Genomic DNA, 23,758 nt, shown 5'->3' with positions numbered 1-23,758 from the left:
CTCGACTTCTCTCACTCTAATTTTACCTGAGATATTGCACTATTCTCAATTACCTATTTAGGAACAGGCAAGATGCCTGTTCCACAAGAAACTTCACTCTTTGTGGAACAGGCATCTTGCCTGTTCTTGAGAATGGTACAAGATGTAAGTTTGACCGTACTAAGCAACAAAAGCTAACACCGATACGGGCGAACCAGAACCTCCCAAAAGGCGCAATATTCCGATAACTAAAGTGATGTCAGCCGCAGGTAACAAGTCGAGATTTGCCAGATTTTCCAGCACTATTCGCTGCTTTTCCAATACCAATTTATTAACCGCCAAACTTTCATCTTGCCCGGTATCGACTCCGTGGGTATCTGTTCCAATTCCCCCGATAGAGCGTTCTTCTAGCAAAAATTGAGTGGCTGCTTTACCAAATCCGGGAAAGTGGCAAATTCCGCGATCGTCTCGGTTGAAAAATGCTCCCTGATTATCCCATTTTTCTTCCCAGCCAGTATACAATAAAACTAGATTTCCCGGTTCTATAAGTTTGTGCTGCCGTTCCCAAGTCAATATATCATCAATTGTTAAAGTGTAGTCGGGATTGGCAAGACTTTGATCTCGGAGGTCGATCGTAATTGCAGGGGAAACTAGCGACTGCGGGGAATAACTATCAATGCTGGCGCCTCCTGCATAAAAGCTGTTGGGTGCATTGATGTGAGTGCCGCTGTGTTCTCCCATTGAGAATTTTCGCAGGAAATACCCGTCTGTGTCTATTTGAGATACTGTGGCAATTTCTGTGGCTGGATCTCCTGGCCAAATGGGAATATTTGGATGAATTACATGGGTTAAGTCTATAATTTGGCTGTAGGCTATAGTTTTTAAGTTATTTGAGTTGAAGTTGTTTGTCATCAGATTAAATATATCTATTATTTATTAAACAAAGTTGAGTTTTTGACCTTTTGCAAGCTCAATATAAAATATAAAATCTAAAATTCGATTAGTCGATCGAGCGTTGCTTCCATAACATCCTTTGTTTGTCCGGAAACAGTATACACCAAAGCTTCTCGGTAAACTCTCCCGGCGGGGTGTAGCACACCGTTAGCAGCACCGCTAGAAACTGCAACCGCCGCGTGCCCGCAACGCACCGCTAAATCAATGGCTTGAGCTCGCAGGGCTAATTGTTCTGCTTTCGAGCTATGTTGAGATTGTTGGAGCTTCTCTTTTAGCCGATCGAGCTTTTGCTCTAATTTTTCGGAAGCCGCCGCTATCAAAGGTGAATTCTTAACAGCAGCCGCTGCTGCTATTACATCCAATCCCGCTCGAATACAGCCAAAAGTACCGGGGACAAAATTCAGTATATTTTTGCTGTCGTTTTCCGAAATCCAGCCGACCGGTTTAACTGAAATTATTTCCGATTCATGCAGCCACCAATTATCGAGAGTGGCTGTCACAGTATTAGTCGAGTTCATGGCGATTAACTGCATGATTTCGCTAAAAGCTATTTTCCCCGATTCGCGTTCAATATTGGCAAAAGGCACTAAACCGAAAACAGCGCGTTCGTCAGGAAGTACCGCGGCTACAATAAACTTTTGAAACAATCTAAAACCTGTTACCCAAGGAACTTTTCCTGACAGTAAATAGCCCGCTTTTGTGGGAGTTGCGGTGACTGCCGGATTGCCCGATCGCCGCAAATGCGAAAACCCAATACCCAAGCGTAACTCTTTTTGGGAGATCGCGGGCAAGTATCTGCTTTTTAGCATTTCATTGTCGCTGTTGGCAAGCATTGCAGTTGCGCTGTGGTGCTGAGTTTGCAGGAAAGACAAAGCGCCGGAATATCGAGCCGTCAATTCTTGATATTGGTAAAAAATCTCCGGTGCAATTTCAGCGCCGCCCCATTTTTGGGGAACTCGCAACGCTAAGAGCGATCGATCTTCCAATCCCGCAACTGCTGTTTTTAGCGCTTCCGAGTCGCTGTCGATAATTTCCGCGTGGGGTGCAACGCACTTTTGTAGGTAAGTTTTTGTGCTGTTGAGAATTTCTTGCGAATCCATTTTTTATAATTATTTTATAGTGAGTTTTACCTTATTTGGAAAAGTTTCACTTCCCACGGATAGGGATCTATAAAAACCCAGTTACTACGATTTTTGCGATAACTCACGAAAGATCTACGAAGCAACCGGATTTAGGAGGTAATTTTATAGTAATTTTTAGTCAACCTTGTGTGGGGCGGAAATTAAATCTCGCCCCCAAACTAATTTATTTCCACACTTTCCAAGGAGCCTTCCCTTCATCCCAAAGTTCGTTTAAATACTTGTACTCTCGAAAAGTATCCATCGCAAAGAAGAAGCCCTCATGACGGTAAGCCATCAACTGTCCGTCTGCCGCCAAACGCTGCATCGGCTCTTGTTCTAAAATACAATCATCTCCCCCCAAATACTCAAATACCCGGCGGTTAAATATCATATATCCAACACTGATCCAGCCGTCGATTTGAGGTTTTTCAGTAAATTGAACTACGCGGCTATCGCTGTCTACCTCCAAAATTCCAAAGCGAGAAATCGGGCGAAATGTAGTGACAGTTGCCAGCTTCCCGTGAGATTTGTGAAAATCCATCAAGGCTTCAATATCGACATCGGCTACTCCATCGCCGTATGTCACCATGAAATTCTCGCGATCGATATATTTTTCGATCCGTTTTACCCGCCCTCCTGTCATGCTTGCGGCGCCAGTTTCAGCTAGTGTCACTTTAAAATCTTGTTCGAGATGTTCCTCGTGATAAGTGATGGTATGTTGGCGTCCCAGACAGATAGTAAAGTCATTGTTCATGGCTTCATAATTTAGGAAATATTCTTTAATCATGTTGCCGCGATAGCCCAAGCACACAATAAAGTTTTGGAAACCGTAGTGTGCATAGATCTTCATGATGTGCCAAATAATCGGATGCCCCCCCACCTCAACTAAGGGTTTGGGACGAAATTCTGTTTCTTCTCTGAGACGAGTACCGAGGCCACCTGCTAGGATAACTACTTGCATTTTTTCACATTTTTAAAGATAATAAAGTAACTTATCATCAATCATCAGGATTTTTTTCAAAGAATTATTAACATTTTCTCATAGTGAGTGAAGCTTTGTAAACCGCAGAAATCACGAACTATTATAAATAATTTTAGGGTGCGCGCAACCGCAGCGTGTATTTGAATGCTGCGCGCAATTTCTAACTAGCAGTAGGGTGGGTACTGCGAACCGTATATTTGAATACAGCGCATTTTCCAACTTACTAAGAGTCGATTAAGAAATAGACAAAACACCAACAAGTACCTATACTAAATATAAGAAATAGATTCAACAGCAATGAAAAATCAACTCGATCGCCTAAAAAAGTTTTTAGGTATCCTCTGTGCGATCGCCTCAATAATTATATTATTCCAATCGGCAATAGCTGGTGTTTATGCCACGGTTGTTGCACCGGAAGGCTTAACTATAGCACCAACCACCCTAGCTTTTGTTCCGAACATACCGGGCGGCGGATTAGACTTTCACGAATCAGCAGGAGGGCACACTTTAGAGAGACACGTTGCTAAAACAGAAGCACAACTAGCACAGCGACTCGCAAGCGAAACGAGAATTTCTGCAGCATCTTCTTTTACTGATCGTTCTGTCGCCGAAGCGGCTATTGCAGAAGCAATGAACAGAAATCAAAGTGCGATCGACTCCTGGGTGAAAAGTCGAGGCAATCGTTATACGATCGACTACAATGCCAACAGAATCATTGGCATTACTCTGCGTCGCCGCGCATCCAAAGCAACTTCGACAACTAGCCTGAGAATCGTCCTCCAGCGCAGCGCCAAATTACCTCCCGGATACTTTATTCTCACTGCTTATCCCCAATGATCAATCAATTTCCTCATTTAACCCAATTTTTTAGTTCCTACTTTCACCAAGACTGGCCTTTAGAAGCTGACACTCCCAGCGAGGTAGTGAACAACTACCGCAGCAGCGAACCACCCGAAAGTGTTGAAGCTGCATCGCAAGAACTCAGCAAACTGCTAGAAATGCCGATCGCCCCAGCCGATTTAGAAGCATTCATCCTCGATGAATTAGGGTGTTACTACGACCCCCAATCCGAAAATCAAACAGTCCGAGGGTGGTTGGAATCGGTGCAAAAATCTTTGAATAATCCCAGCTAAAATCTATATATTTGTAAGAACACGGCTATATATTTATAAGGACACGGCACGGCCGTGTCCCTACAACTTGTCCGCAATTAAATAGGATAGCTAGCTCACTTAGTAACCGTCAATAAGTAGCCTTCGTGGACGTTGAAATTAGGGATAACATAAGCCAAGCTGCCACTACCCACCGAAAAACTTTCTTCTTTAACGGTGACAAGCTGTGGCACGGCTCCTTCTTGATTGTTGGGAATTTTTTCTAATTTTAGATTGATTTTCTGACCCCTTTGAATACCTAGCTGCTCCAAATTGCCGAGGGTTAATGTTACCGTTGTTGCTGAGGAAAAATTGGGATCGAAATAACCTAAAAGTATCTGTGCTTTACCTTCAGAATTTGACTTGCTGGCTAAAGCGACAAGGCGATTGTTATTTGACCAGCTCCGCACCCGCGAATTAACTCCCTCAGCATAAGCTTTGTATGTCCACCAAGCTGCTCTCGGCTCAAAAGTATTAGGCGTGACCATCCCACTCAGCGTATTGTTGAAGCAATTGCTAACTTTATTTGGCCCTTTGCTCTCCCAACAAGCTCTGCAAGCACCGTCAGCTTTTGCATACTCTAAGTTATACAAATAACCTAAGATTTCCCCCGGCTGGTACTGCGCTAAGTTCCCCACAATTTCATTGACGTAAATTTTTTGCAATTTCAGTTCCTTGTAAGAGGGACTTTGCTGAAAATTGCGTTTAGCCTCAATTACGTGATCGTCAACAAATAAAATCATCGTGTCGTTAAGTTCGTGCCATGAGAGGAAGTTTACTTCAAGTTTGTTAGCCTTGCAGTAATCCAAAAAAGCGGCGAGATATTCTTTGCTGTAGCGGCCGATGCTCGGCCCGCCAATCATGGCTGACGGTCCCAATTCTTCCCGCAAGATTTTGTAAGCTCTTTTGTAAGTTTCAAAGAATTGTTCTCTGCTTCCCTTCCAAAATGGATCTTTCAAATCTGGTTCATTCCATACATCCCAAATAATTTTTTTGCCTTTATTTTGCTGGGCTAACTGTCTGATGAATGCTTCCCACGCGGGGTAATTTTGATATGGCCAGCCATTGGGATTGCTACCGTAGCCCCACAAGTCGCTGACTACTAACTGAAACTCGGCTCCGCTGGCGATTACTCGATCGTAAATATCGAGTCTCCCCGCCCGCCAAAGTTTCGGCTGCAAGGGTTTTATCGAGCTATCCGGCGGTTTGGCAGTGTCGATTCCGTGCAGGATGCCGCTCATGGAAATTGTACCGGTGGCAGGCTGTCCAAAATCTACTGTCACGTTCGATCGCAGTTGGGCGATCGCTCTTGGCTGTGCCAAATAGGCTATTAACAGAACAGTGACAATAGCTAAACCAATTGGCAGCAGTTTATGAATACGTGGGAACTTGAATTTAAGTTGCATATTTTTCTTTGGTTGGTGTTTGGTGGAATGGGCATCTTGCCCGTTCCTGAGAATGCTGCTATAGCTCAGTTTTAACGAACAGATGACAACACTTCAAAACCCTGTATTGATTCTATCACTTGTTGCCAGGAGCGGGAGTTAATCAGCTCGTTGGTATCGAACGGAACTCCTTTTTCCGCAGCTAAAATACCAAAATTTTTTACCCAATCAAAGATAGTTTCTGTGGTAAAATAAGGTGTGCAAGCCCAAGCAGATTGCAAATTATTCACCATCTCGGACATATCTCCCCGCTCGTAAGCCTCCCAAGCTTTCCACACTAAATAATAGTATTTCAGCAGGCTATCCACTTGCTGTACCTGCTTTTGGAGTTTCGGACTTATAGAGAAACTGTCGCTCTCATCACTTACAAATGCCTGTTCAATTATTTCTCCATATTCCCGAAGCATTCGTTCTTCTTTGAATAGTTCTTGAGCTCGCGCTTTGCAAGCTTGTCCTGCAAGCCTGCGCGCTTCGGGATTTTCGGCCCATATTTCGACCGTTTCTATTAACTCTTTTACTGTTCCTGCTGGATCGATTGTAGGATCGGGCAGTAGCTTTCCCGTGTCTCCCAATTCTTCGGGAATACCGCTGACTGCTGTGGCAATTACGGGCAATCCTTTCGCCATTGCTTCCATAATTGCTAGTGGCATTCCCTCAGCTTCGGAAGATAAAATAAAGATATCGCTGGCGTCTAGCCAATCGGCAATATCCCAGCGCTGTCCTAAGAATTTAACCTGTTCTTCTACTCCCAATTGGCTCACAGTTGCTCTTAATTCAGGTTCCAGATTGTCGTGAGTAGTAGACCCAGGTCCGGCCCAAACAAAGTAAATTTGGGACCAAATTGGACGATTTTTCAATTGGGCGATCGCCTGCAATTGATACTGATATCCTTTAATGGGAGTCAATCTCGCCGCCGTGAAACAAACAACAGCATTTTCGGGGATTCCTTGTTCTTGACGCAGGCGTTGGCGAGTTGAAAGATTCGGAGGCTCAAAATAACTATTTGGTCTGCCATAATAGATTACTTTTCCCCGTTCTAGATGCGCTTTAAATAGACTTTGGAACAAGTTTAAATTCTCGTGGGAAACTGCTACTGCTGCTTTGGCTACCAGGTACTGGTAGGCAACTGCATCGAAATAGGGAATTTGATCGCCGCGATCGAAAGTTTCATAATTGCGATTGATATAACCCAGACTGATTATGTACGGTATATTTTGCTCGATCGCAACTTGTTTTGCTGCAAAGTTAGCCATCGGCCACCCGTCACTAAATATAATTAAATCCGGTCGAGCCTGGGCGTAAATCTTTTGAGCATCATCCAAATTGTAAGCTATTCGCAAAAACTCTTTCATCGTGTCGAACTCTAGCCAAAGATGTTCGATACCTAGCTGTTTTTGTTCGGTAATTAAAGGATTAGAAGCTTGACTTTGAACGCTGGTTACTCGGTAGCCATCCGCAGCTAATTTACACATCAGCGAGTGGTTAAACTGAGCCAAACCGCCGACTCCTGAGTCTTCTGTGTACAGGAGTACGTGCTTTCTTGGCTGCCGAGAAGTCGAACTGGGAGCCGATTGGAACTGATAAGGATTGTTCGCTGCGATCGCCACTATGTCTTGCCATTCCTGTAAATTGGTTAAAGCATAGGCATCAAAGTGGTAGCCGTACTGTTCCGAAACTCCCTTAAAAGTTTCCAGCCAATTAAAAACAGTTTCAGTACCTGTCAGATTAGTGTAATGCAGAGATTTTTCCAGACATTCGACCATTTCTGCCAAATATCCGTCGCGATACATCCGCCATGCTATCCATACGAAACACTTGTAACGTTCCGCGCGTTTCAAGTCGCGGATGTGCTGAGGCAAATCTGGCCGCGCGAAAAATTGCTCCATCAAAATTTCCGTATTTTTCATTAATTTGGAGCCGTTAGACATGATATTGCTGTCGTGCTGACGATAGCAGGTTAATATCTCTTTTAACCAAACTGACTTGCAGCCTTTTAAAGCTAAACGTAGCGCAAAATCTAAATCTTCGGTTGGTGGCAAGCGATGATCGAAACCGCCCAAGCGTTCCCACCACTCTCGCCGCAGCATCATGGCGCTGGGACGCACTGATTTGTAGAAAACAAAGGCTTCTAAATCTAATTTTGGTTCTTCTTCCCAAGGCTTGACTCCATAGATGCCTTCGTCGTTTTTGCCAACGATAACCCAACCTGTTTGCACCATATCTAATGTGGGGTCAGCGTCAAAACAAGCTACTTGTTTTTCTAGTTTTTCAGGTAAGAAGAAGTCGTCAGCATCTAGAAAAGCTAAAAATTCCCCTTTTGCTAATTTGCAAGCATGATTTCGAGCAATGGCTGCTCCTTGGTTATCTTGATAGATGTATTGAATTAAATCGAGGTAAGGTGACAAAACTTGGCGAGTGTTGTCAGTTGAGCCGTCGTCTACGACGATAATTTCCCAGTTTTGATAAGTCTGGCCCAGAACACTCTCTACGGCTCTGACAATGTAGCGCTCGCAGTTGTAAGCCGGGATGATGACACTGACGCGCACTTTTTTGGGAGTAATAATACTAGCCATTAACTGTTTCCATTCTGGTAATTTTCTGAGAGAAATGGCATCGATATTGCAGCCGTAGGTCTTAGCAATTTCAGTGATGCGCTTTACCCAATCTGCTATAGTTGCTGTCAGGGAGTACGGGGTATAATCTAAAGATTTTTGCAAATAGTCAGTCATTTCTGCCGGATAGCCGCTGTAGTAAAGTTGCCACGCCATCCATGTCAGAGCTTCATACAACGCCTGATTTTCTAATTGGCGGATGTCCTCTGGCAAGTCGGCTCTACTGAAGAAATTTTGCTTTAATTTAATACAAAGGTTTGCCTGTTTTAGCGCTCTCTGGATGGACACATTTTGCCCGTGCTGGCGGTAGCATACTGTCACTTCAGGCAACCAAGCAGCTTCGCAGCCAGATAGTGCTAAACGCAAGATTAAGTCGGCATCATCTACTGAATCATACTGAGAATCAAAGCCACCCACTCGTTCCAGCCACTGCCGCGAAAACATCATCGCACTGGGAAGTAGTGGCAGATAAACAATCCAGGTTTTTAAGTCTAGCTGAGGCAAGTATTCCCAGGGTTTGACATCGAAAATACTTTCGCCTTGCTCTTTAACCATTCGCCAGCCACTATTAACAATTCCTAATGATGGCTGAGCGTCAAATAACGCAACTTGTCCAGCTAACTTATCTGACAATAAAAAGTCATCTTGATCTAAAAAAGCAATTAATTCACCTCGGGATTCCTGAATTCCTCGGTTGCGGGCGGCAGCTACTCCTTGGTTTTCCTGATAAACATAGCGAATTTTTTCAACATAAGGCTGCAACGCTTGGCGGGTGTCGTCGGTTGAGCCGTCGTCTACGATGATAATTTCCCAGTTTTTATAGGTTTGGCTGATGACGCTTTCTACCGCTTGCGCGATGTAGCGATCGCCATTATATGCTGGAATAATTACACTTACTCGCGGTGTCGAATTAGGCATTGACATGAGTTTTATCGGTGATAAGGAAGGGTTCGGCAACGGGTTCTGTAAGGGATATAACGGATGTAACGGATGTCAGGCAGAAGGCAGATGCAATTTTACTGCTGACAACAATCCGAATTTTCAAGGTAAATCTGGTGTTTTAGCGTGCATAAAATACAGATTCAATACCCTGTACTTGCTCGACTAATTGTTGCCATTCTGCTGAATTAATTAGAGAATATGTATCTAAATTATGCCCTTTAGCTGACGAGAAATTGCCAAAATATTCGACCCAGTTTAATAGCGTTTCTGTAGTCAAAAAAGGTGTGTACTTCAAAGATTCTTGAAGCGACTTCTGCATTCTGCTTAGATCTTCTTGACAGTAAGCCTGCCAAGCATTCCACACTAAAGAGCTGTAATGCACCCGGCTTTCTATCTTCGTTATTGACCTCTGAACCTCTTTTTGAGTAACAAATTGATCTGTTTGGTTATCATCGCAAACTAAAGCTTTTTCGATCGCCTCCATCGACTCTGCCAACATCCGTTCCTCTTTGAATAGTTTTTCGGCCCGCTGCTTGCAAGCTTGACCGATTTGATGCCGTAATTCTGGATTCATCGCCCAAGCTTCTACAGTTTTCGCCAATTCCCTAGCGGTTCCCTCTGGATCGGTATTCGGATTGGGCAACAATTTCCCAGTATCGCCAAGCCCTTCAGGAATACCGCCCACAGCCGTTGCAACTACCGGCAATCCCTTAGCCATCGCTTCCATGACTGCAAGAGAAGGCGCTGCATCTGCCAGAGAAGTCAAAATGAATATGTCGCTAGCATCCAGCCAATCTAGGATATCCCAGCGCTGTCCGATCAACTTTACGCGATCGCTCACCTCTAACTCTTTAATAGTTTCCGTCAATTCTATTTCTACATTGTCAGCGCTTCCCTCACCAGTTCCTGCCCACACAAAATACAGTTTAGACCACACAGGAGACTGCTGCAACTGCTTGATTGCTTCGATTTGATATCGATGCCCTTTAATCGATGCCAATCGAGCCGATGTGAAACAGACAATCGCATCTTCAGGAATGTCTATTTCTTGTCGCAGGCGTTGACGAGCCGCAGCATTAGGATGTGCAAAATATTTGGGAGAACGCCCCAAGTAAATCACTTGTCCTCGCTCTTTTGGCAACTTGAAATCTTGGCATAATAAATTCAAATGTTCGTAAGCGCCAACAATCAAGGCTCTAGCTTGCAGGCAGTGGTAGAGCACTCCTTCTACATAAGGCACTACATCCCCGCAGGCAAAAGTTGCGTGTTCTGGCATAACTAACCCAATCACCATCATGTATGGTATTCCCATTTCAATAACTACCTGTTTAGCTGCAAAATTGGAAAAGGGCCAACCATCGCTAAAAATAATCATATCCGGTTGATTGCTAGCAAAAAGCTCTCGTGCATCCTGAGTATTTCTTAACACACGCTGTAAATCTTTATGACCGCTAAAATCCAGCCACAAATGCTCTATACCTAACTCTCGTTCTCGCTCCAGCAAGGGGCTAGAATGTTTGGTTTGCACGCAAGTGACTCGATAGCCTAACAAGGCTAACTGACAAAGAATGGCATGATTATACTGCGCTAATCCTCCCACGCCCGGATCGTCGGTGTTGTAGAGTAGAATGTGCGTTTCCCTACGGGATAGCTTCGCTTCATGCGGTGGTGAAGCTGTGGGAAGAGAACTCTGTTGAGATTGGGGTGGATTAGTCATCACCATCAGAATTATCTCTTGCCATTCCGCTAACTTACTCAGCGAATAAGCGTCAAAATTTTCACCATATTCTTCCGAAGCCATCTGAAAACTTTCTAGCCAATTCAAAACTGTTTTTGTTGGCGAAAAAGGCGTATATTGTAATGACTCTTCTAAACACTGTGCCATCTCTGCTAGATGACCGTCGCGATACATCCGCCATGCCAGCCACTTTAAGCATTGATAGCGTTCTGGGTTTTTTAACTTCCGGATTGACTGAGGCAAATCGGGTCGAGCGAAGAATTTTTTCATCACTATTTCTATATTCTTCATTACGCGAAAACCGATTGACATGAGATTAGAATTGTGCTGGCGATAACAGGTAAGTGTTTCTTCTAGCCAAACTGCTTTGCACCCCTTTAAAGCTAAACGCAAGGCAAAGTCTAAATCTTCTGCTAGTGGAAACTGAGAATCAAAACCGCCCAATTTTACCCACCACTTTCGGCGCAGCATTATCGCACTCGGCCGCACGCATTTATATAAAATAAAGCTTTCTAAATCTAATTTAGACGCTTGCTGCCAAGGCTTGACAGCAGAAATCTCTCGCCCGCTTTCATCGACGATCGACCAACCTGTTTGCACCATATCTAAGGTGGGGTCAGCGTCAAAGCAAGCTAGTTGTTTCTCTAGCTTGGATGGTAGGAAATAGTCATCGGCATCTAGAAATGCCAAAAACTCGCCTTGCGCTAGTTGGGAAGCAATATTTCTGGCGACTGCTACTCCTTGATTTTCCTGGTATATATAGCGAATTTTGTCAAAATAAGGCTGCAATACTTGCTGCGTGCGATCTGTCGAACCATCGTCTACAACTATAATCTCCAAGTTAGTAAAAGTTTGACAGAGGGCGCTTTCTACCGCTTGTACGATGTAGAGATCGCCATTATATACAGGTATAATTACGCTGATTAGCGGTGTTTGATTGACTGTTGACATTATTTAGCTCGCTGTTAACCTATGATTATATAGTTTAGATTAATGTGGCGGACATTCAGCATTATTTTGTCTTCCGTATATCTACTTAGAAAAACTTGAACTTTGGCAAAGTGTAGCATATAATTTTACATGGAATGATTACTCAAAAGGAAAATAAAAAATGAATTCGGAAACAGCGCAGGTGAATTTTCAGCAACAGGCAGAACTTTATTTAGCTACAGGCAACTTCGATCGAGCGATCGCACTTTGCCAACAAGTTTTGGCATCTGAACCCAACTCTGCAGAGACTTGCAAGACTTTGGGAAAGGCGCTGCAAGCTCAGGGTAAACTAGAAGACGCAAGGTATTGGTATAAAGTTGCGATCGCCCTGCAACCCGATTTTGCCGAAGCTTTTGCTAACCTCGGCACTCTCTGCGCTACTTTGGAACAGTGGCAAGAGGCGATCGCCTGTTACCAAAAAGCCATCTCCCTGCAACCAAACTTTGCAGGATTTTACCGTAATTTGAGCCGGATATTTACCCAAGTCGGTCAAGCTGAAGAAGCAGCAGACTGTTGGTATCAAGCACTTATTGTGGAACCAATAGAAATAGCAGAAGAATATCTAGATTTAGGTAATACTTTGCTAGTCCAAAATAAGCCAGAAAAAGCGCTAGTTTGTTACCACCGTACCATTTTTTTAAACCCTAGTTGTTGCGAAGCTTATTGTAAAATAGCAGAAGCTGCTAGCGACTTAAAACAGTGGGACGAAGCTATTGTTAACTATCGCAAAGCTATTAAACTCCAGCCGGATATTTCGGAGTTTTATTACAAATTAGGCAATGTTTTACAAGCTAAGGAACTCTGGCGCGAAGCGGAGGCTGCCTACCGAAAAAGTATTGATTTAAATCCCAATTCTTTTTTGTCATACTACAACTTAGGCAGCGTGCTGCTCAATTTAGAAAAATGGCAAGAAGCTGCGATCGCCTACCGCACGGCTGTGGAAATCAACCCGGATTATTCTTGGTCTTACTACAGCATCGGTGCAGCTTGCGATCGATTAGAGCAATGGTCGGAATCCGCTGCGGCTTACCAGCGCGCTACTGAAGTAGACCCGAATTTCTTCGCAGCTTTTCACAAGTTAGGAGATGCTCTTTTTAAACTAGAAAACTGGTCAGAAGCTGAGGCTGTATACGAACGGGCGATCGCCCTAAATGCAGATTTATTTTGGTCTCATTATAACTTAGCTTTGACTTTAGTTAAACTTCAAAAGTTTGCAGAAGCAACATTCGCTTATCGGCGGGCGATCGCACTCAATCCAGAATTCTCTTGGACTTACCACAATTTAGGAGAAGTGCTGTTAAAAACTCAACAGTGGAAAGCCGCAGCTACCGCTTATCAACGTGCTATTGAACTTAATCCCCGTATTTCTTGGTCTTATTACAATTTAGGCGATGCTTTGAGTGAAAGTCACGAATGGAACGATGCTGTTTCTGCCTACCTTTGTGCGCTTAAAATCGACCCGTCTCTACCGAAAATTTACATGAAGTTAGGTAAGGCTCTAATTAAAAGAACTCCGGTAGATTCAGATCTAGCAACTAGCTACTATCACCACGAAATGCAGCCGCTGCACGCTCCTGAATTTTACTGCGAAATCGCCCAAAAGTTTGCTGAGAGCGATCGGCGTAACGAAGCCATAATGTTGTACTTGATGGCATTAGAAATTAGACCCAAAGATCCAGAAATCTCCCAAAAATTAGAGGAGATTTTAGAAAAACAGCGTCAAACAGGGGAATCTACTCTATTATTAGAGTTAGAAGCTAAGGATATTCGCGATCGTTACATTGCCCGAGTCGCCCAAGGCAAGACTTTTGCAGAAGTCGGTGGCTTGTGGGGAACTGTCAGCGAAAAAGTTTCTGTAGCTAGCAAATACGGTGCAGTTTCTCTGACAATGATTGATGCCATGCCGGCATCCATGCACTGGTGGCAAGATTTTCACAATCACATGACAAGTTTAAATATTGCTAATTATGACTGTATCAATCAAGATATCACTCAGATTCAGCTTGCAGACATTGGCGAGCCTTACGATGTAGTTCACTGTGCAGGAGTTTTGTACCATCACCCCCATCCGTTGCAGATTTTAGTTGCTTTGCGTCAGATAACTCGCGAGCATTTAATTTTCACTTCAGCTATTACTCAAGAAGTGATAGAAAATGAGTTGGGACGCTATGAAATTCCCGCTTCTGGAGTAATGTTTATTCCCGCTTTGGACGACGCAGAACGAGCTATTTTAACAGCTTATTGGCGGACATACATCAACAACAACCAACTTATAGGGATAACTGAGAAAGCAGTTTTTGACATGAACAACTTTGCGGCGTGCTGGTGGCTGCCTACAGCTACTGCTTTAGAAGCTATGTGCAAAGTCGCGGGATTTAACGTTTTAGACAAAGGATTGACTTGGGACAATAATGCTTTGACTCTGCTGCTGGGGATTTGAGGATTGGTAAAGGAATAATAACAGGACTTGCTTGTTCACAAACGGCTAAACACCCGGTTTATGAGCGGATTCCTCGTTTTATTTCCCCAATATTCCTACTAGAAACCGGGTGTTTTCCGTAAGTCCTAAATAAAATAGCTGCAAACATTTTTTGTGAAGAAAAGAGGAACTGGGAAATAATTAATGAACAATCACCAACCAGGGACGCCGTTAGGAAACATTTTAGTAGTAGACGATACACCAGAAAACCTGCGTCTGTTGTCTACGATGTTGACTCAGAGGGGCTACACCCCCCGCTGCGTGATTAACGGAAAAATGGCTCTAAGAGCCTGCAATTCTAATCCACCAGATTTGATTTTGCTCGACATAATGATGCCGGAAATGAACGGCTACGAAGTCTGTCAGCACTTGAAACTAGAAGCAAAAACTCGCGAAATCCCGGTAATTTTTATCAGCGCTAAAGATGAAGTATTTGACAAAGTAAACGCATTTGCTGTGGGCGCTGTTGACTATATCAGCAAGCCATTTCAGTTTGAAGAAGTTCTCGTCCGCATCGAAAGTCACCTCAGCCTACGGAATTTACAAAAGCAGCTAAAAGAACAAAATATGCTGCTGCAAGAAGAAATCACGAGTCGCTTAGCAGTAGAAAAAACTCTTCAGGACAAAAATAAAATTTTGCAACAAGAAATCAGCACCCGGCTCGCTGTAGAAAAAGCTCTGCAAGAGCAAAATTTGGTACTCCAAAAAGAGATATCCCACCGCCAGCGCGCTGAATCTGCTCTATTAAAATCTAACCAAGAATTGGCGCGTTCAAATGCAGAACTAGAACAATTTGCTTATGTGGCTTCTCATGACTTGCAAGCGCCTTTAGCAACCATTGCCAGTTACGCTCAACTTTTAGAAAAACGCTACAAAGACCAACTCGACAGCCAAGGTAGTAAGTTTATCGGCAATATTGTTCAGGGCTGCACCAGAATGCAAACTTTAATTGACGATTTACTCGAATATTCGCGCGTTGGCCGGAGTCGGAAACCTTTTGAAATGACAGATTGCAATCACGCAGTCGAGCAAGCACTCGCGAACCTGCAAGGGGCGATCAGTGAGACTAAAGCCGTTGTCACCTACAGCGAATTACCTGCGGTAATGGGGGATATTTCTCAACTCGTACAGCTATTTCAAAATTTAGTCAGCAATGCGATTAAATATCGCCACGATGCACCGCCTGTGGTTCATATTACCGCTTGCAAACAGGAGGAAAACTGGTTGATTTCTGTCTCCGATAATGGAATTGGGATTGCTCCCCAGCATCAAAAACGTATCTTTCAAATTTTCCAGCGCTTGCATACTCAAAGAGAATATTCGGGGACAGGTATTGGTTTAGCAATTTGTCAAAAGATTGTGGAACTTCACGGCGGATCTATCTGGGTGGAATCGGAACCGGAGCAAGGTTCAACTTTTTACTTTACTCTCGCTTAATTGAGACATATAGCCTTTCTCAGTAACATGAGGTGTTTTCGCGGGCATAGGGCATAGGGCATAGGGCATAGGGCATAGGGCATCAGTTGCGATCGGTGTGTACCTCATTTTATTGAGAATTGCTATAATTTATGCAAAAGGTAGAATCTATAAGCTAGGTAAAATTAAATACTTTATATGTTAGAAATCCTAACCTAAAAGATATAATTTAGAAGTTGATACTATTTAATAGGGCCGATGAAAAGATTGAATAATTTGGAAGAACTGTGACTATCCTGGTGGGGAGATAGGCTACAGTTGCATTCTTTTTTTAAGTGGTATAAATGTCAGTTAGAATAAAAAATATTTTCCGTTGACAGTCGAGTTGGTGCGTGATAAAATCTTAATTAAAACATATTTTTTGTAGCGCTTGCTTACTCTCCCCAATCTGACGCTCGATGTATGTGTACGTGAATTGAATGACAGCCCTTAAAATAAAAGGTAAAATTCAAGTTAGTTTAATATTTTGTTGGTTAATAAATATTATGAAAGCAGTTTTTAACTTAGCTTTGCCTCCTATCTGCTTTAAAGTTCTGTTAGTAGAAGACAACCCTCAGGAAGCTGAGCTGATTGAAGATTTGCTGTCTGAAATAGGCGGCGCGCAGCGTATAGTGCTGACGAAAGTAGAGCGCCTCAGCGAAGTGCAGGAGCGATTGAATCAAGAAACTTTTGACATAATTTTATTAGACCTTTCACTGCCAGATAGTGTGGGAATCGAGACGGTGGCTCGGGTACAAGAGTACGGGGTAAATGTGCCGATCGTAGTTCTGACCGCCCAAAACGACGAAGAACTTGCCCTGCGGTTGATTTCGGTCGGCGTACAGGATTATTTGGTAAAAAGAAAAATCGACAGCGAACTGTTAATTCGATCGCTCCGTTACGCCATAGAACGCCAGAACAGTCAAGATGCTTTGCGAAAAAGTGAAGAAAAATATCGCTCGGTGGTGGAAAATTCCCTGATCGGCATTGCCATCATCGCTCCAATTATTGACAGCGAAATTCCTCTAAATTGCCACTGGATAGAAGTTAACGATGCCCTGTGCAATTTGCTGGGCTATGAGCGCTACGAACTCGTGCAAAAGAATTGGCTAGAGTTGACTCATCCAGAGGATTTGGAGGCTAATTGTGAAAATTTTTCTCAGATGTTAGCAGGTAGGCTCGACGGTTACATCTTAGACAAAAGGTGGCTCAGAAAAAACGGCGAAATAGTTCACACGCGAGTTTCCCTGCGCTGCATCCGTCGCCGGGACGGGTCTATCGACCGGATAATCGAAGTTGTGTTGGACGTGAGCGATCGCTACCGCTACGAAGCCAAACTGAAAGCGTCAGAAGAATTTTTAAACCACACCATAAATGCTACGCCCGACCCAATTTTTGTCAAAGACGAGCAACACCGCTGGATGATATTAAATGATGCTTTTTGTCAGTTGGTCGGCAAATCGCGGGAAGAACTGATCGGCAAATCAGATTATGACTTTTTCCCCCAATCAGAAGCTGCTGTTTTTTGGACAAAAGATGAAGAAGTATTGACAACGGGTGTCTGCTTGGAAACCGAAGAAAAATTCACAGACTCTGCCGGGATAGAACACATAATTTCTACAAAAAAAAGCGTCTTTCAAATAGCAGACGGCAGTAAAGTAATAGTGGGTACAATTAGAGATTTTACGGAATACAGACAGCAACAAAAAGCCCTGGAACAAAGCGAAGCTCGCTTTCAAAAATTGGTAGCTAACATACCGGGAACAATTTATCAATTACGAAGGTCAGCAACTGGAAAAATGTCTTTGCCCTACGTCTCTTCAGGCAGTCGCCAACTGTACGAATTAGAAGCAGAAGCAATCGAGCAAAATGCGGAACTGATTTTCAGCGGAATTCACGCAGACGATTTCTTAGATTTAGAATCATCGATCGAAATTTCTGCCGCTACCTTGGAACCTTGGCAGCAGCAGTGGCGACAGACTTTGCCATCTGGAAAAGTTAAGTGGCTGCAAGGAGCGGCGAGACCGGAAAGGCTCAATAATGAAAGCAAATCTGGCAGCGAGGGCGATATTCTCTGGGACGGTTTAGTGATGGATATTACTGAATTAAAGCAAGCCCAAACAGAGCGCGATCACTTTTTTACCATCTCCTTAGACTTGCTTTGTATTGTAGGTTTCGATGGCTATTTTAGACGATTTAACCCTGCTTGGTCAACGGTTCTAGGCTACAGTAGTGGTGAGCTTTTTGCCAAGCCGATGATCGAATTTGTTCATCCAGACGATCGAAAAGCTACCGCAGCCGAAGGAGCCAAACTAATAGCAGGTACCTCCAGTATCTCCTTTGAAAACCGCTATCTCTGCAAAGATGGTTCTTACAAATGCTTCCTGTGGACATCCTCGCCATTTAGCGAAGAAGGTTTAATCTACTCAGTGGGTCACGATATTACCTCTCGTAAACAAGCAGAGTCCCAACTCCAGCGACAAGCAGTAGCAATGGCCGCTGCTTATGACGGTATCGCCATTTTTAATAATAATAAAGAATGTATTTATTCCAATGACGCTTATCTCAAAATGTACGGTTTGACCAGCCCTAGCGAACTGTATGGGAAGGAATGGAAAATGCTCTACAGCAAAGCAGAAAATATATTTTTTGAACTACAAATAATGCCGATGCTCCTGCAAAAAGGGTACTGCAATATAGAAGCTATCGGTCAGCGCCTGGACGGTAGTAAGTTCCCTCAAGAATTGTCGCTGACAATGCTTGTCGGTGGCGAAATTATTTCTATAGTCCGCGATATAACTAATAGAAAACAGGTAGAATCCGCCCTGCGCTTGAGCCAGCGTCGTTACCAGACTTTAGCAGAAGCATCGCCAGTTTGCATATTCCATACGGACACCTTGGGAAATTGCCTTTACGTGAATAAACGGTGGAGCGAAATTACGGGATTAAAGGCAGAATTAGCAGCAGAAATGGGCTGGATGAATGCCATACATTCTGATGATGTCGAGCGGGTAAAAAATGAATGGCATCGCGCAATTATTGAGAAAATACCTTTTAAATCAGAATACCGCTTTCAGCATCCAGATGGTCGGGTAATCTGGGTGATAGGTCAGGCAATTGCAGAAATCGGAGACAAGCAGGAGATTAAAGGCTATATCGGCACTATTACTGATATTAGCGATCGCAAACAAGCAGAATTAGATTTGCTGCGAGTTACTCAAGCAGTGGAAAGCACCAGCGATGCGATCGGCATTGCTGACTTGACAGGGCGATCGTTCTACCACAATCAAGCCTTTATTCAACAGTACGGCTACACAGCAGAAGAACTAAACACAGCAGGCGGATTAACAGCAATTTACCCCCAAACTAAAGTGCTGTTAGAAATTTTTAAAACGATCCGTAAAGGCAAATCTTGGCAAGGCGAACTCAAAATCAACACTAAAAACAACGCACTGGTAACAACTTTATTTCGCGCCGACGGCATTAAAGATGAAACTGGTCATTTAATCGGGTTAGTGGGAGTAATTACCGACATCACCGAACGCAAACAAGCCGAGATGGCCCTGCAGCACCAATTAAGGCGAGAACGGCTGGTAGTTGCCATGCTCGATCGCATTCGCTCCTCTCTCAATTTAGAAGAAGTCCTCAGCACTGCTGTCGAAGAAGTGCGGCACTTTTTGCAAACAGACCGCACAGTTATTTACCGTTTTAATCCCGACTGGAGTGGCTTTGTCGTTGTGGAATCAGTGGCAAAAAATAGAATTTCGCTGCAAAATTTTAACAATCTTGATGGCTGTTTTAAAGAGAAATTTGTTGAGGTTTATCAGCAAGGCGGTATTAGATCGATGGAAGATATTTACCTAGAAAATTTGACGGAATGCCACATTAAATTTCTCGAAGGATTGGAAGTAAAAGCTAACTTAATAGTGCCGATTTTAAAAGCACGAGAAAACATTTCCCAGACCGAACTGACCGCAAAAAATCAGCTCTGGGGACTGCTAATCGCCCAGGATTGCAGGGGTCCCCGTCCCTGGGATTCCTCAGAAATAGAATCCCTCCGGCAATTGTGCGTGCAATTGGCGATCGCGATCCAGCAATCGACGCTATTTCAACAAGCACAAACCGAAATTGCCGATCGCAAACTTGCAGAATCTGCCCTCCAACAAGCCAAAGAAGTCGCAGAAAGCGCCAACCGCGCTAAAAGCGAATTTCTCGCCAACATGAGCCACGAACTACGCACGCCTTTAAACGGCGTTTTAGGTTATGCTCAAATCTTGAAAACCGACAAAGACTTAAACTCCGATCAGCAAGAAAGTCTCAGCAATATTCAACAGTGCGGTCAACACCTGCTGATGCTAATCGACGATGTTTTAGACCTTTCCAAAATCGAAGCTAGAAAAATGGAACTCTACCCAGAAGAGTTAAATTTTCTAAATTTCACCAAAAACATTGCCGATCTCTTTCAGATGCGGGCCTCGCAAAAAGAAATTTTATTCAATTACGAACAAGTATCTCCCCTGCCTAGCTGCGTTTGTGTAGATCCAAAAAGATTGCGCCAAATTCTCATAAATTTACTCAGCAATGCCGTTAAGTTTACTAACAGCGGAGGTGTGACTTTTAAAGTCGGCTATGTAGGCACACAGGCCTGGAGTCGAGGGCAAGGCGAAAATTATGAATTATCGATTTTGAGTTCGGAACTGAAAGAAAATTATCTGCGCTTCGCCCAAAATGCGAACGCAGCCAAACACACTTTAAAAATCCGCTTTCAAGTCGAGGATACTGGCACAGGAATAGACCAAAGCAAGTTAGAAGAAATATTTTTGCCATTCCACCAAGTAGGAGGCAATACATTTGTTGAAGGTACGGGTCTCGGACTCTCGATCAGCCAGAAACTAGCAAAAATGATGGGCAGCCAAATTGGTGTAAACAGCACTTTGGGAAAAGGCAGCACTTTCTGGCTGGATTTAGAAGTGCTCGCAGTCCAACGGTACTTAGAGGTGTCTCCTTTGCGGGAAAAACGCTGGGTTGTTGGTTTTGTTGGCAACAAGCGGAAAGTGCTAATCCTGGATGAAAATCAACTAAATCGCGATTTGTTGTGCAGGTTGCTGAGGCGTTTGGGATTTGAAGTTGCAGAAGCACAAAACCGTCAAGAATCCCTGTACAAATCAGTTGAATTTCAACCGGATGTGATTTTTATTGACTTGGGGATGCCTGTAATGGATGGCTTAGAAACTGTTAGGAGATTGCGGGAGTTACCGGAGGTAAAAAATATCGTGTTAATCGCTATGTCAGCTAGCGTTTTCGATGCGGCGCAGCAAGAGAGACTCCTTGCAGGGTGCGATGATTTTCTTCCCAAGCCGATCGAAGCAAATCACTTTTTGGCACAGTTGCGCGTGCATTTGGGGCTAGAATGGATTTACGGGGAAACTTCGGAAAACAAAAAGCGCAAAACTCTCTGTTTGTCACCCGCATCGGATTTTCCTGCTTATTCTTCTCTGTTACCTGCGGCTTCTGAGTCGGTAGCAAAAATTTTGAAACTCGCTGCTATGGGCGACATTGAAGAAATTTTTGAGGAGAGTGCTAAGCTGGAGAGTTTAGAACCTAAATTAGTACCGTTTATCTCGAAGCTGCGCCAACTTGCTAAGGGATTTCAGCTCAAACAAATTCGGAATACTTTAAAGCAATATATCGAGGGGAAGTAGTCAGTGGTCAGTAGTGATATCATGTCCGGTCGCTCGATCGGACATGATATCACTCTAATAGACCAAATAATTCTCCTACTGTCAGTTGCAATTCCCTGGCAAAAGATGTCATAGGCAATAACTCTTCTGGTTCGTCAAACACCTCCGTTGATTGAGTCGGTCGATATACAAAAACCGATTGCTCCTCTGGATCGATTAACCAAGCCATTTGAGTTCCGTGTTTGAGACAATGTAAAATATTTTTAGTAACTTTAGTTTGGTTTTGGTCGGGGGAGAGGATTTCAATTGTCCAATCCGGGGCGATCGCAAACACATTTGCCACACCACCATTTTCTTTACGGGGAATGCGCTCCCAAGTGAATACACTCACGTCTGGAACGATCGCTCGACCGCCAAAAATGCACCGTAGTTCGGGAAATGCTCGCGCCACCTTTTGAGGTTTGAGAGTAGCATTAGCAGCACTTGTCAACTCGCCTTGAATGACACTATGTTCTCCTTGAGGCATCGGTTTTTGAATGATTGCACCGTCAATGTACTCGCTGGCTGGTTTGGTTTCTGGCAACTTCAGAAACTCTTGGAGTGTCAAAGATTTTGGCAGGGTTTGTACCATCCGATTTTACCTATAAAATAGGAGTTTAATCTGCTATTTTACCAAAAAGTCCCCGCCTCGTGCGATCGTCGCTCCACTTACTTCTTCCTTCGGCTATACCACCTTGCATCCTGTGGCTAATCTTGCTTCTATATATTCAGAGACAGTTTTTGAGAGAGTTGGGATTGAAATTACTTTGCCTCAGTAACGGCCACGGAGAAGACGCGATCGCCCTTCGCATCTTGCAGGAACTGCAACAGCACCCGCATCCGCCAGAATTAGCCGTGTTTCCACTAGTGGGTGAAGGGCAAGCTTTCGCTCAACTAGAAAACGCCCGCATCATCGGCCCGGTGCAGCGAATGCCTTCGGGCGGCTTTATTTACATGGACGGGAGGGAATTTTTGCGCGATGTCAAAGGCGGCCTGCTTCAGTTGACCATCGCTCAGTTTAAAGCCATCCGCGCTTGGGTGCGGACCCAACAACAGTCTGGGAATCAAGACGGCGTTATTTTAGCCTGCGGGGATATTGTACCGCTGCTGTTTGCTTGGGTCAGCGGCGCGCCCTATGCGTTCGTCGGTACTGCCAAGTCAGAGTATTATTTGCGCGACGAGAACGGGCCTCTGGCTCGCAAATCCCGAGTCTTGGGTTGGTGGGGTTGCCCGCGATCGGTTTATTTGCCTTGGGAGCGCTGGTTGATGACTCGATCGCGCTGTCGGGCCGTTTTTGCCAGGGACGCGCTAACCGCCGAGACTTTACAAAAGCTGGGAATTCCCGCTTACAATCTCGGAAACCCTATGATGGACGGACTCGAACCGGAAAACCCCGCCGGTTTTTACGGCCCTGACGCCGAGTTTCGGGAGATGTCGCGATCGCTCGTCATCACCTTACTGCCCGGTTCTAGAGCGCCGGAAGCCTATGCTAATTGGCTGCTAATAGTAGAGGCTGTAGCCGGAATTTTGTCGCTGTTTGCCGATCGCCAATTGTTATTTTTCGGAGCCATTTCTCCAGAGTTAAACTTAGAAGCTTTGCGACCTAGTTTAGAATTTTTCGGCTGGCGACAAGACGGGGAAACTAGAACGCAGCGGCGAGAAGGAAGTATTTTGCGACCTCCTATTTCTAGCGGTCAAGAAATTCGGAAAGAATCTCCTAATTTGCTATTGCCCTTGACATTTGTGCAGAGAAACGCCACGATGATTTTGACTCAGCAAAGTTTTAACGATTGTTTGTACGAAGCCGATTTAGCAATAGCAATGGCCGGGACTGCTACAGAACAATTTGTAGGTTTAGGAAAACCGGCGATCGCCATTCCCGGAAACGGCCCGCAATTTACTCCAGCTTTTGCAGAAGCTCAAAGTCGCCTCTTAGGCCCGTCATTAATTTTAGTCAAACATCCTGCTGAAGTTGCAGGCACCGTGCAGTCTTTGCTCCGCGACCCCGACAGGTTGCAGCTAATCGCTGAAAATGGCTTGCGGCGCATGGGAGAACCCGGTGCAGCCGCCAGAATTGCCGAGTGTTTAATTCAGCGCTTCGGCGGTGAATCCAGCAATTCTCAATTGGCTGCAATAGACTAGGGACAAAACAATGTTTTGTCCCTACCAAGTATGTTTAATTCTACTTGA

At 44.1% G+C, this 23,758-nt stretch carries 13 protein-coding genes; 6 read left to right on the top strand and 7 right to left on the bottom strand.

All coding sequences use genetic code 11. The features are described from left to right. Nucleotides 1-159: 159 nt before the first annotated feature. The 3 genes from QUA23_RS03380 to rfbF form a co-directional block, all read right to left on the bottom strand. Nucleotides 160-891 carry a cyclase family protein gene (locus tag QUA23_RS03380; protein WP_333073207.1) on the bottom strand — a complete coding sequence of 244 codons (732 nt, stop codon included), beginning with the start codon at nucleotides 889-891 and terminating at the stop codon, nucleotides 160-162. Between the two features lie 77 nt (nucleotides 892-968). Further along, nucleotides 969-2,033, bottom strand: a complete 1,065-nt coding sequence (locus tag QUA23_RS03375; RefSeq protein WP_333073206.1) for an acyl-CoA dehydrogenase family protein — start codon at nucleotides 2,031-2,033, stop codon at nucleotides 969-971. Between the two features lie 205 nt (nucleotides 2,034-2,238). Then, on the bottom strand, nucleotides 2,239-3,015 hold the full coding sequence (gene rfbF / locus QUA23_RS03370; protein WP_333073204.1) for a glucose-1-phosphate cytidylyltransferase: 777 nt from the start codon (nucleotides 3,013-3,015) through the stop codon (nucleotides 2,239-2,241). Nucleotides 3,016-3,333: 318 nt separating this feature from the next. On the opposite strand from rfbF, the gene QUA23_RS03365 reads away from it, so the two are divergent. Together QUA23_RS03365 and QUA23_RS03360 are read left to right on the top strand one after the other, a co-directional pair. Continuing rightward, on the top strand, nucleotides 3,334-3,873 hold the full coding sequence (locus tag QUA23_RS03365; protein WP_333073202.1) for an RNase A-like domain-containing protein: 540 nt from the start codon (nucleotides 3,334-3,336) through the stop codon (nucleotides 3,871-3,873). Beyond that, complete coding sequence (locus QUA23_RS03360; RefSeq protein ID WP_333058810.1) at nucleotides 3,870-4,169, top strand: contact-dependent growth inhibition system immunity protein; 300 nt, start codon at nucleotides 3,870-3,872, stop codon at nucleotides 4,167-4,169. The genes QUA23_RS03365 and QUA23_RS03360 overlap by 4 nt, the downstream gene beginning before the upstream one ends. Before the next feature lie 95 nt (nucleotides 4,170-4,264). On the opposite strand, the gene QUA23_RS03355 is transcribed toward QUA23_RS03360, so the two are convergent. The 3 genes from QUA23_RS03355 to QUA23_RS03345 all read right to left on the bottom strand — a co-directional run bounded on the left by QUA23_RS03355 (nucleotide 4,265) and on the right by QUA23_RS03345 (nucleotide 11,875). Next, nucleotides 4,265-5,593 (bottom strand): GH39 family glycosyl hydrolase, encoded by a 1,329-nt coding sequence (locus QUA23_RS03355; protein ID WP_333073199.1) that lies wholly within the window; start codon nucleotides 5,591-5,593, stop codon nucleotides 4,265-4,267. Nucleotides 5,594-5,664: 71 nt separating this feature from the next. Then, nucleotides 5,665-9,168, bottom strand: coding sequence for a glycosyltransferase (locus tag QUA23_RS03350; RefSeq protein ID WP_333073196.1), 3,504 nt, complete (start codon nucleotides 9,166-9,168; stop codon nucleotides 5,665-5,667). 136 nt (nucleotides 9,169-9,304) lie between these two features. After that, a complete protein-coding gene (locus tag QUA23_RS03345; RefSeq protein ID WP_333073194.1) occupies nucleotides 9,305-11,875 on the bottom strand; it encodes a glycosyltransferase in 2,571 nt (856 codons plus the stop codon). A gap of 160 nt (nucleotides 11,876-12,035) precedes the next feature. On the opposite strand from QUA23_RS03345, the gene QUA23_RS03340 reads away from it, so the two are divergent. The 3 genes from QUA23_RS03340 to QUA23_RS03330 all read left to right on the top strand — a co-directional run bounded on the left by QUA23_RS03340 (nucleotide 12,036) and on the right by QUA23_RS03330 (nucleotide 21,550). After that, on the top strand, nucleotides 12,036-14,354 hold the full coding sequence (locus QUA23_RS03340) for a tetratricopeptide repeat protein (RefSeq protein ID WP_333073192.1): 2,319 nt from the start codon (nucleotides 12,036-12,038) through the stop codon (nucleotides 14,352-14,354). Between the two features lie 183 nt (nucleotides 14,355-14,537). Beyond that, nucleotides 14,538-15,830, top strand: coding sequence for an ATP-binding protein (locus QUA23_RS03335; protein WP_333073191.1), 1,293 nt, complete (start codon nucleotides 14,538-14,540; stop codon nucleotides 15,828-15,830). Nucleotides 15,831-16,354: 524 nt separating this feature from the next. Continuing rightward, complete coding sequence (locus tag QUA23_RS03330) at nucleotides 16,355-21,550, top strand: PAS domain S-box protein (protein WP_333073190.1); 5,196 nt, start codon at nucleotides 16,355-16,357, stop codon at nucleotides 21,548-21,550. Between the two features lie 49 nt (nucleotides 21,551-21,599). Here QUA23_RS03330 and QUA23_RS03325 read toward each other — a convergent pair whose 3' ends face one another. Then, nucleotides 21,600-22,160: a Uma2 family endonuclease gene (locus QUA23_RS03325; protein WP_333073188.1), complete on the bottom strand. Its 561-nt coding sequence runs from the start codon at nucleotides 22,158-22,160 to the stop codon at nucleotides 21,600-21,602. 164 nt (nucleotides 22,161-22,324) lie between these two features. Between QUA23_RS03325 and QUA23_RS03320 the strand changes: the two genes are divergently transcribed. Beyond that, on the top strand, nucleotides 22,325-23,710 hold the full coding sequence (locus tag QUA23_RS03320) for a lipid-A-disaccharide synthase-related protein (RefSeq protein ID WP_333073186.1): 1,386 nt from the start codon (nucleotides 22,325-22,327) through the stop codon (nucleotides 23,708-23,710). Nucleotides 23,711-23,758 lie beyond the last annotated feature (48 nt).

The organism is Microcoleus sp. Pol1C5 (assembly GCF_036701115.1).
Classification (GTDB): domain Bacteria; phylum Cyanobacteriota; class Cyanobacteriia; order Cyanobacteriales; family Microcoleaceae; genus Microcoleus.
The sequence above is the reverse complement of the archived record's forward strand: the minus strand, read 5'-3'. Positions and strand labels throughout refer to the sequence as shown.

Excerpts from the sequence above, each read along its gene's own strand:
- QUA23_RS03380 (WP_333073207.1), bottom strand. The coding sequence starts at position 891 with ATGACAAACAACTTCAACTCAAATAACTTAAAAACTATAGCCTACAGC.
- QUA23_RS03375 (WP_333073206.1), bottom strand. The coding sequence starts at position 2,033 with ATGGATTCGCAAGAAATTCTCAACAGCACAAAAACTTACCTACAAAAG.
- rfbF (WP_333073204.1), bottom strand. The coding sequence starts at position 3,015 with ATGCAAGTAGTTATCCTAGCAGGTGGCCTCGGTACTCGTCTCAGAGAA.
- QUA23_RS03365 (WP_333073202.1), top strand. The coding sequence starts at position 3,334 with ATGAAAAATCAACTCGATCGCCTAAAAAAGTTTTTAGGTATCCTCTGT.
- QUA23_RS03360 (WP_333058810.1), top strand. The coding sequence starts at position 3,870 with ATGATCAATCAATTTCCTCATTTAACCCAATTTTTTAGTTCCTACTTT.
- QUA23_RS03355 (WP_333073199.1), bottom strand. The coding sequence starts at position 5,593 with ATGCAACTTAAATTCAAGTTCCCACGTATTCATAAACTGCTGCCAATT.
- QUA23_RS03350 (WP_333073196.1), bottom strand. The coding sequence starts at position 9,168 with ATGTCAATGCCTAATTCGACACCGCGAGTAAGTGTAATTATTCCAGCA.
- QUA23_RS03345 (WP_333073194.1), bottom strand. The coding sequence starts at position 11,875 with ATGTCAACAGTCAATCAAACACCGCTAATCAGCGTAATTATACCTGTA.
- QUA23_RS03340 (WP_333073192.1), top strand. The coding sequence starts at position 12,036 with ATGAATTCGGAAACAGCGCAGGTGAATTTTCAGCAACAGGCAGAACTT.
- QUA23_RS03335 (WP_333073191.1), top strand. The coding sequence starts at position 14,538 with ATGAACAATCACCAACCAGGGACGCCGTTAGGAAACATTTTAGTAGTA.
- QUA23_RS03330 (WP_333073190.1), top strand. The coding sequence starts at position 16,355 with ATGAAAGCAGTTTTTAACTTAGCTTTGCCTCCTATCTGCTTTAAAGTT.
- QUA23_RS03325 (WP_333073188.1), bottom strand. The coding sequence starts at position 22,160 with ATGGTACAAACCCTGCCAAAATCTTTGACACTCCAAGAGTTTCTGAAG.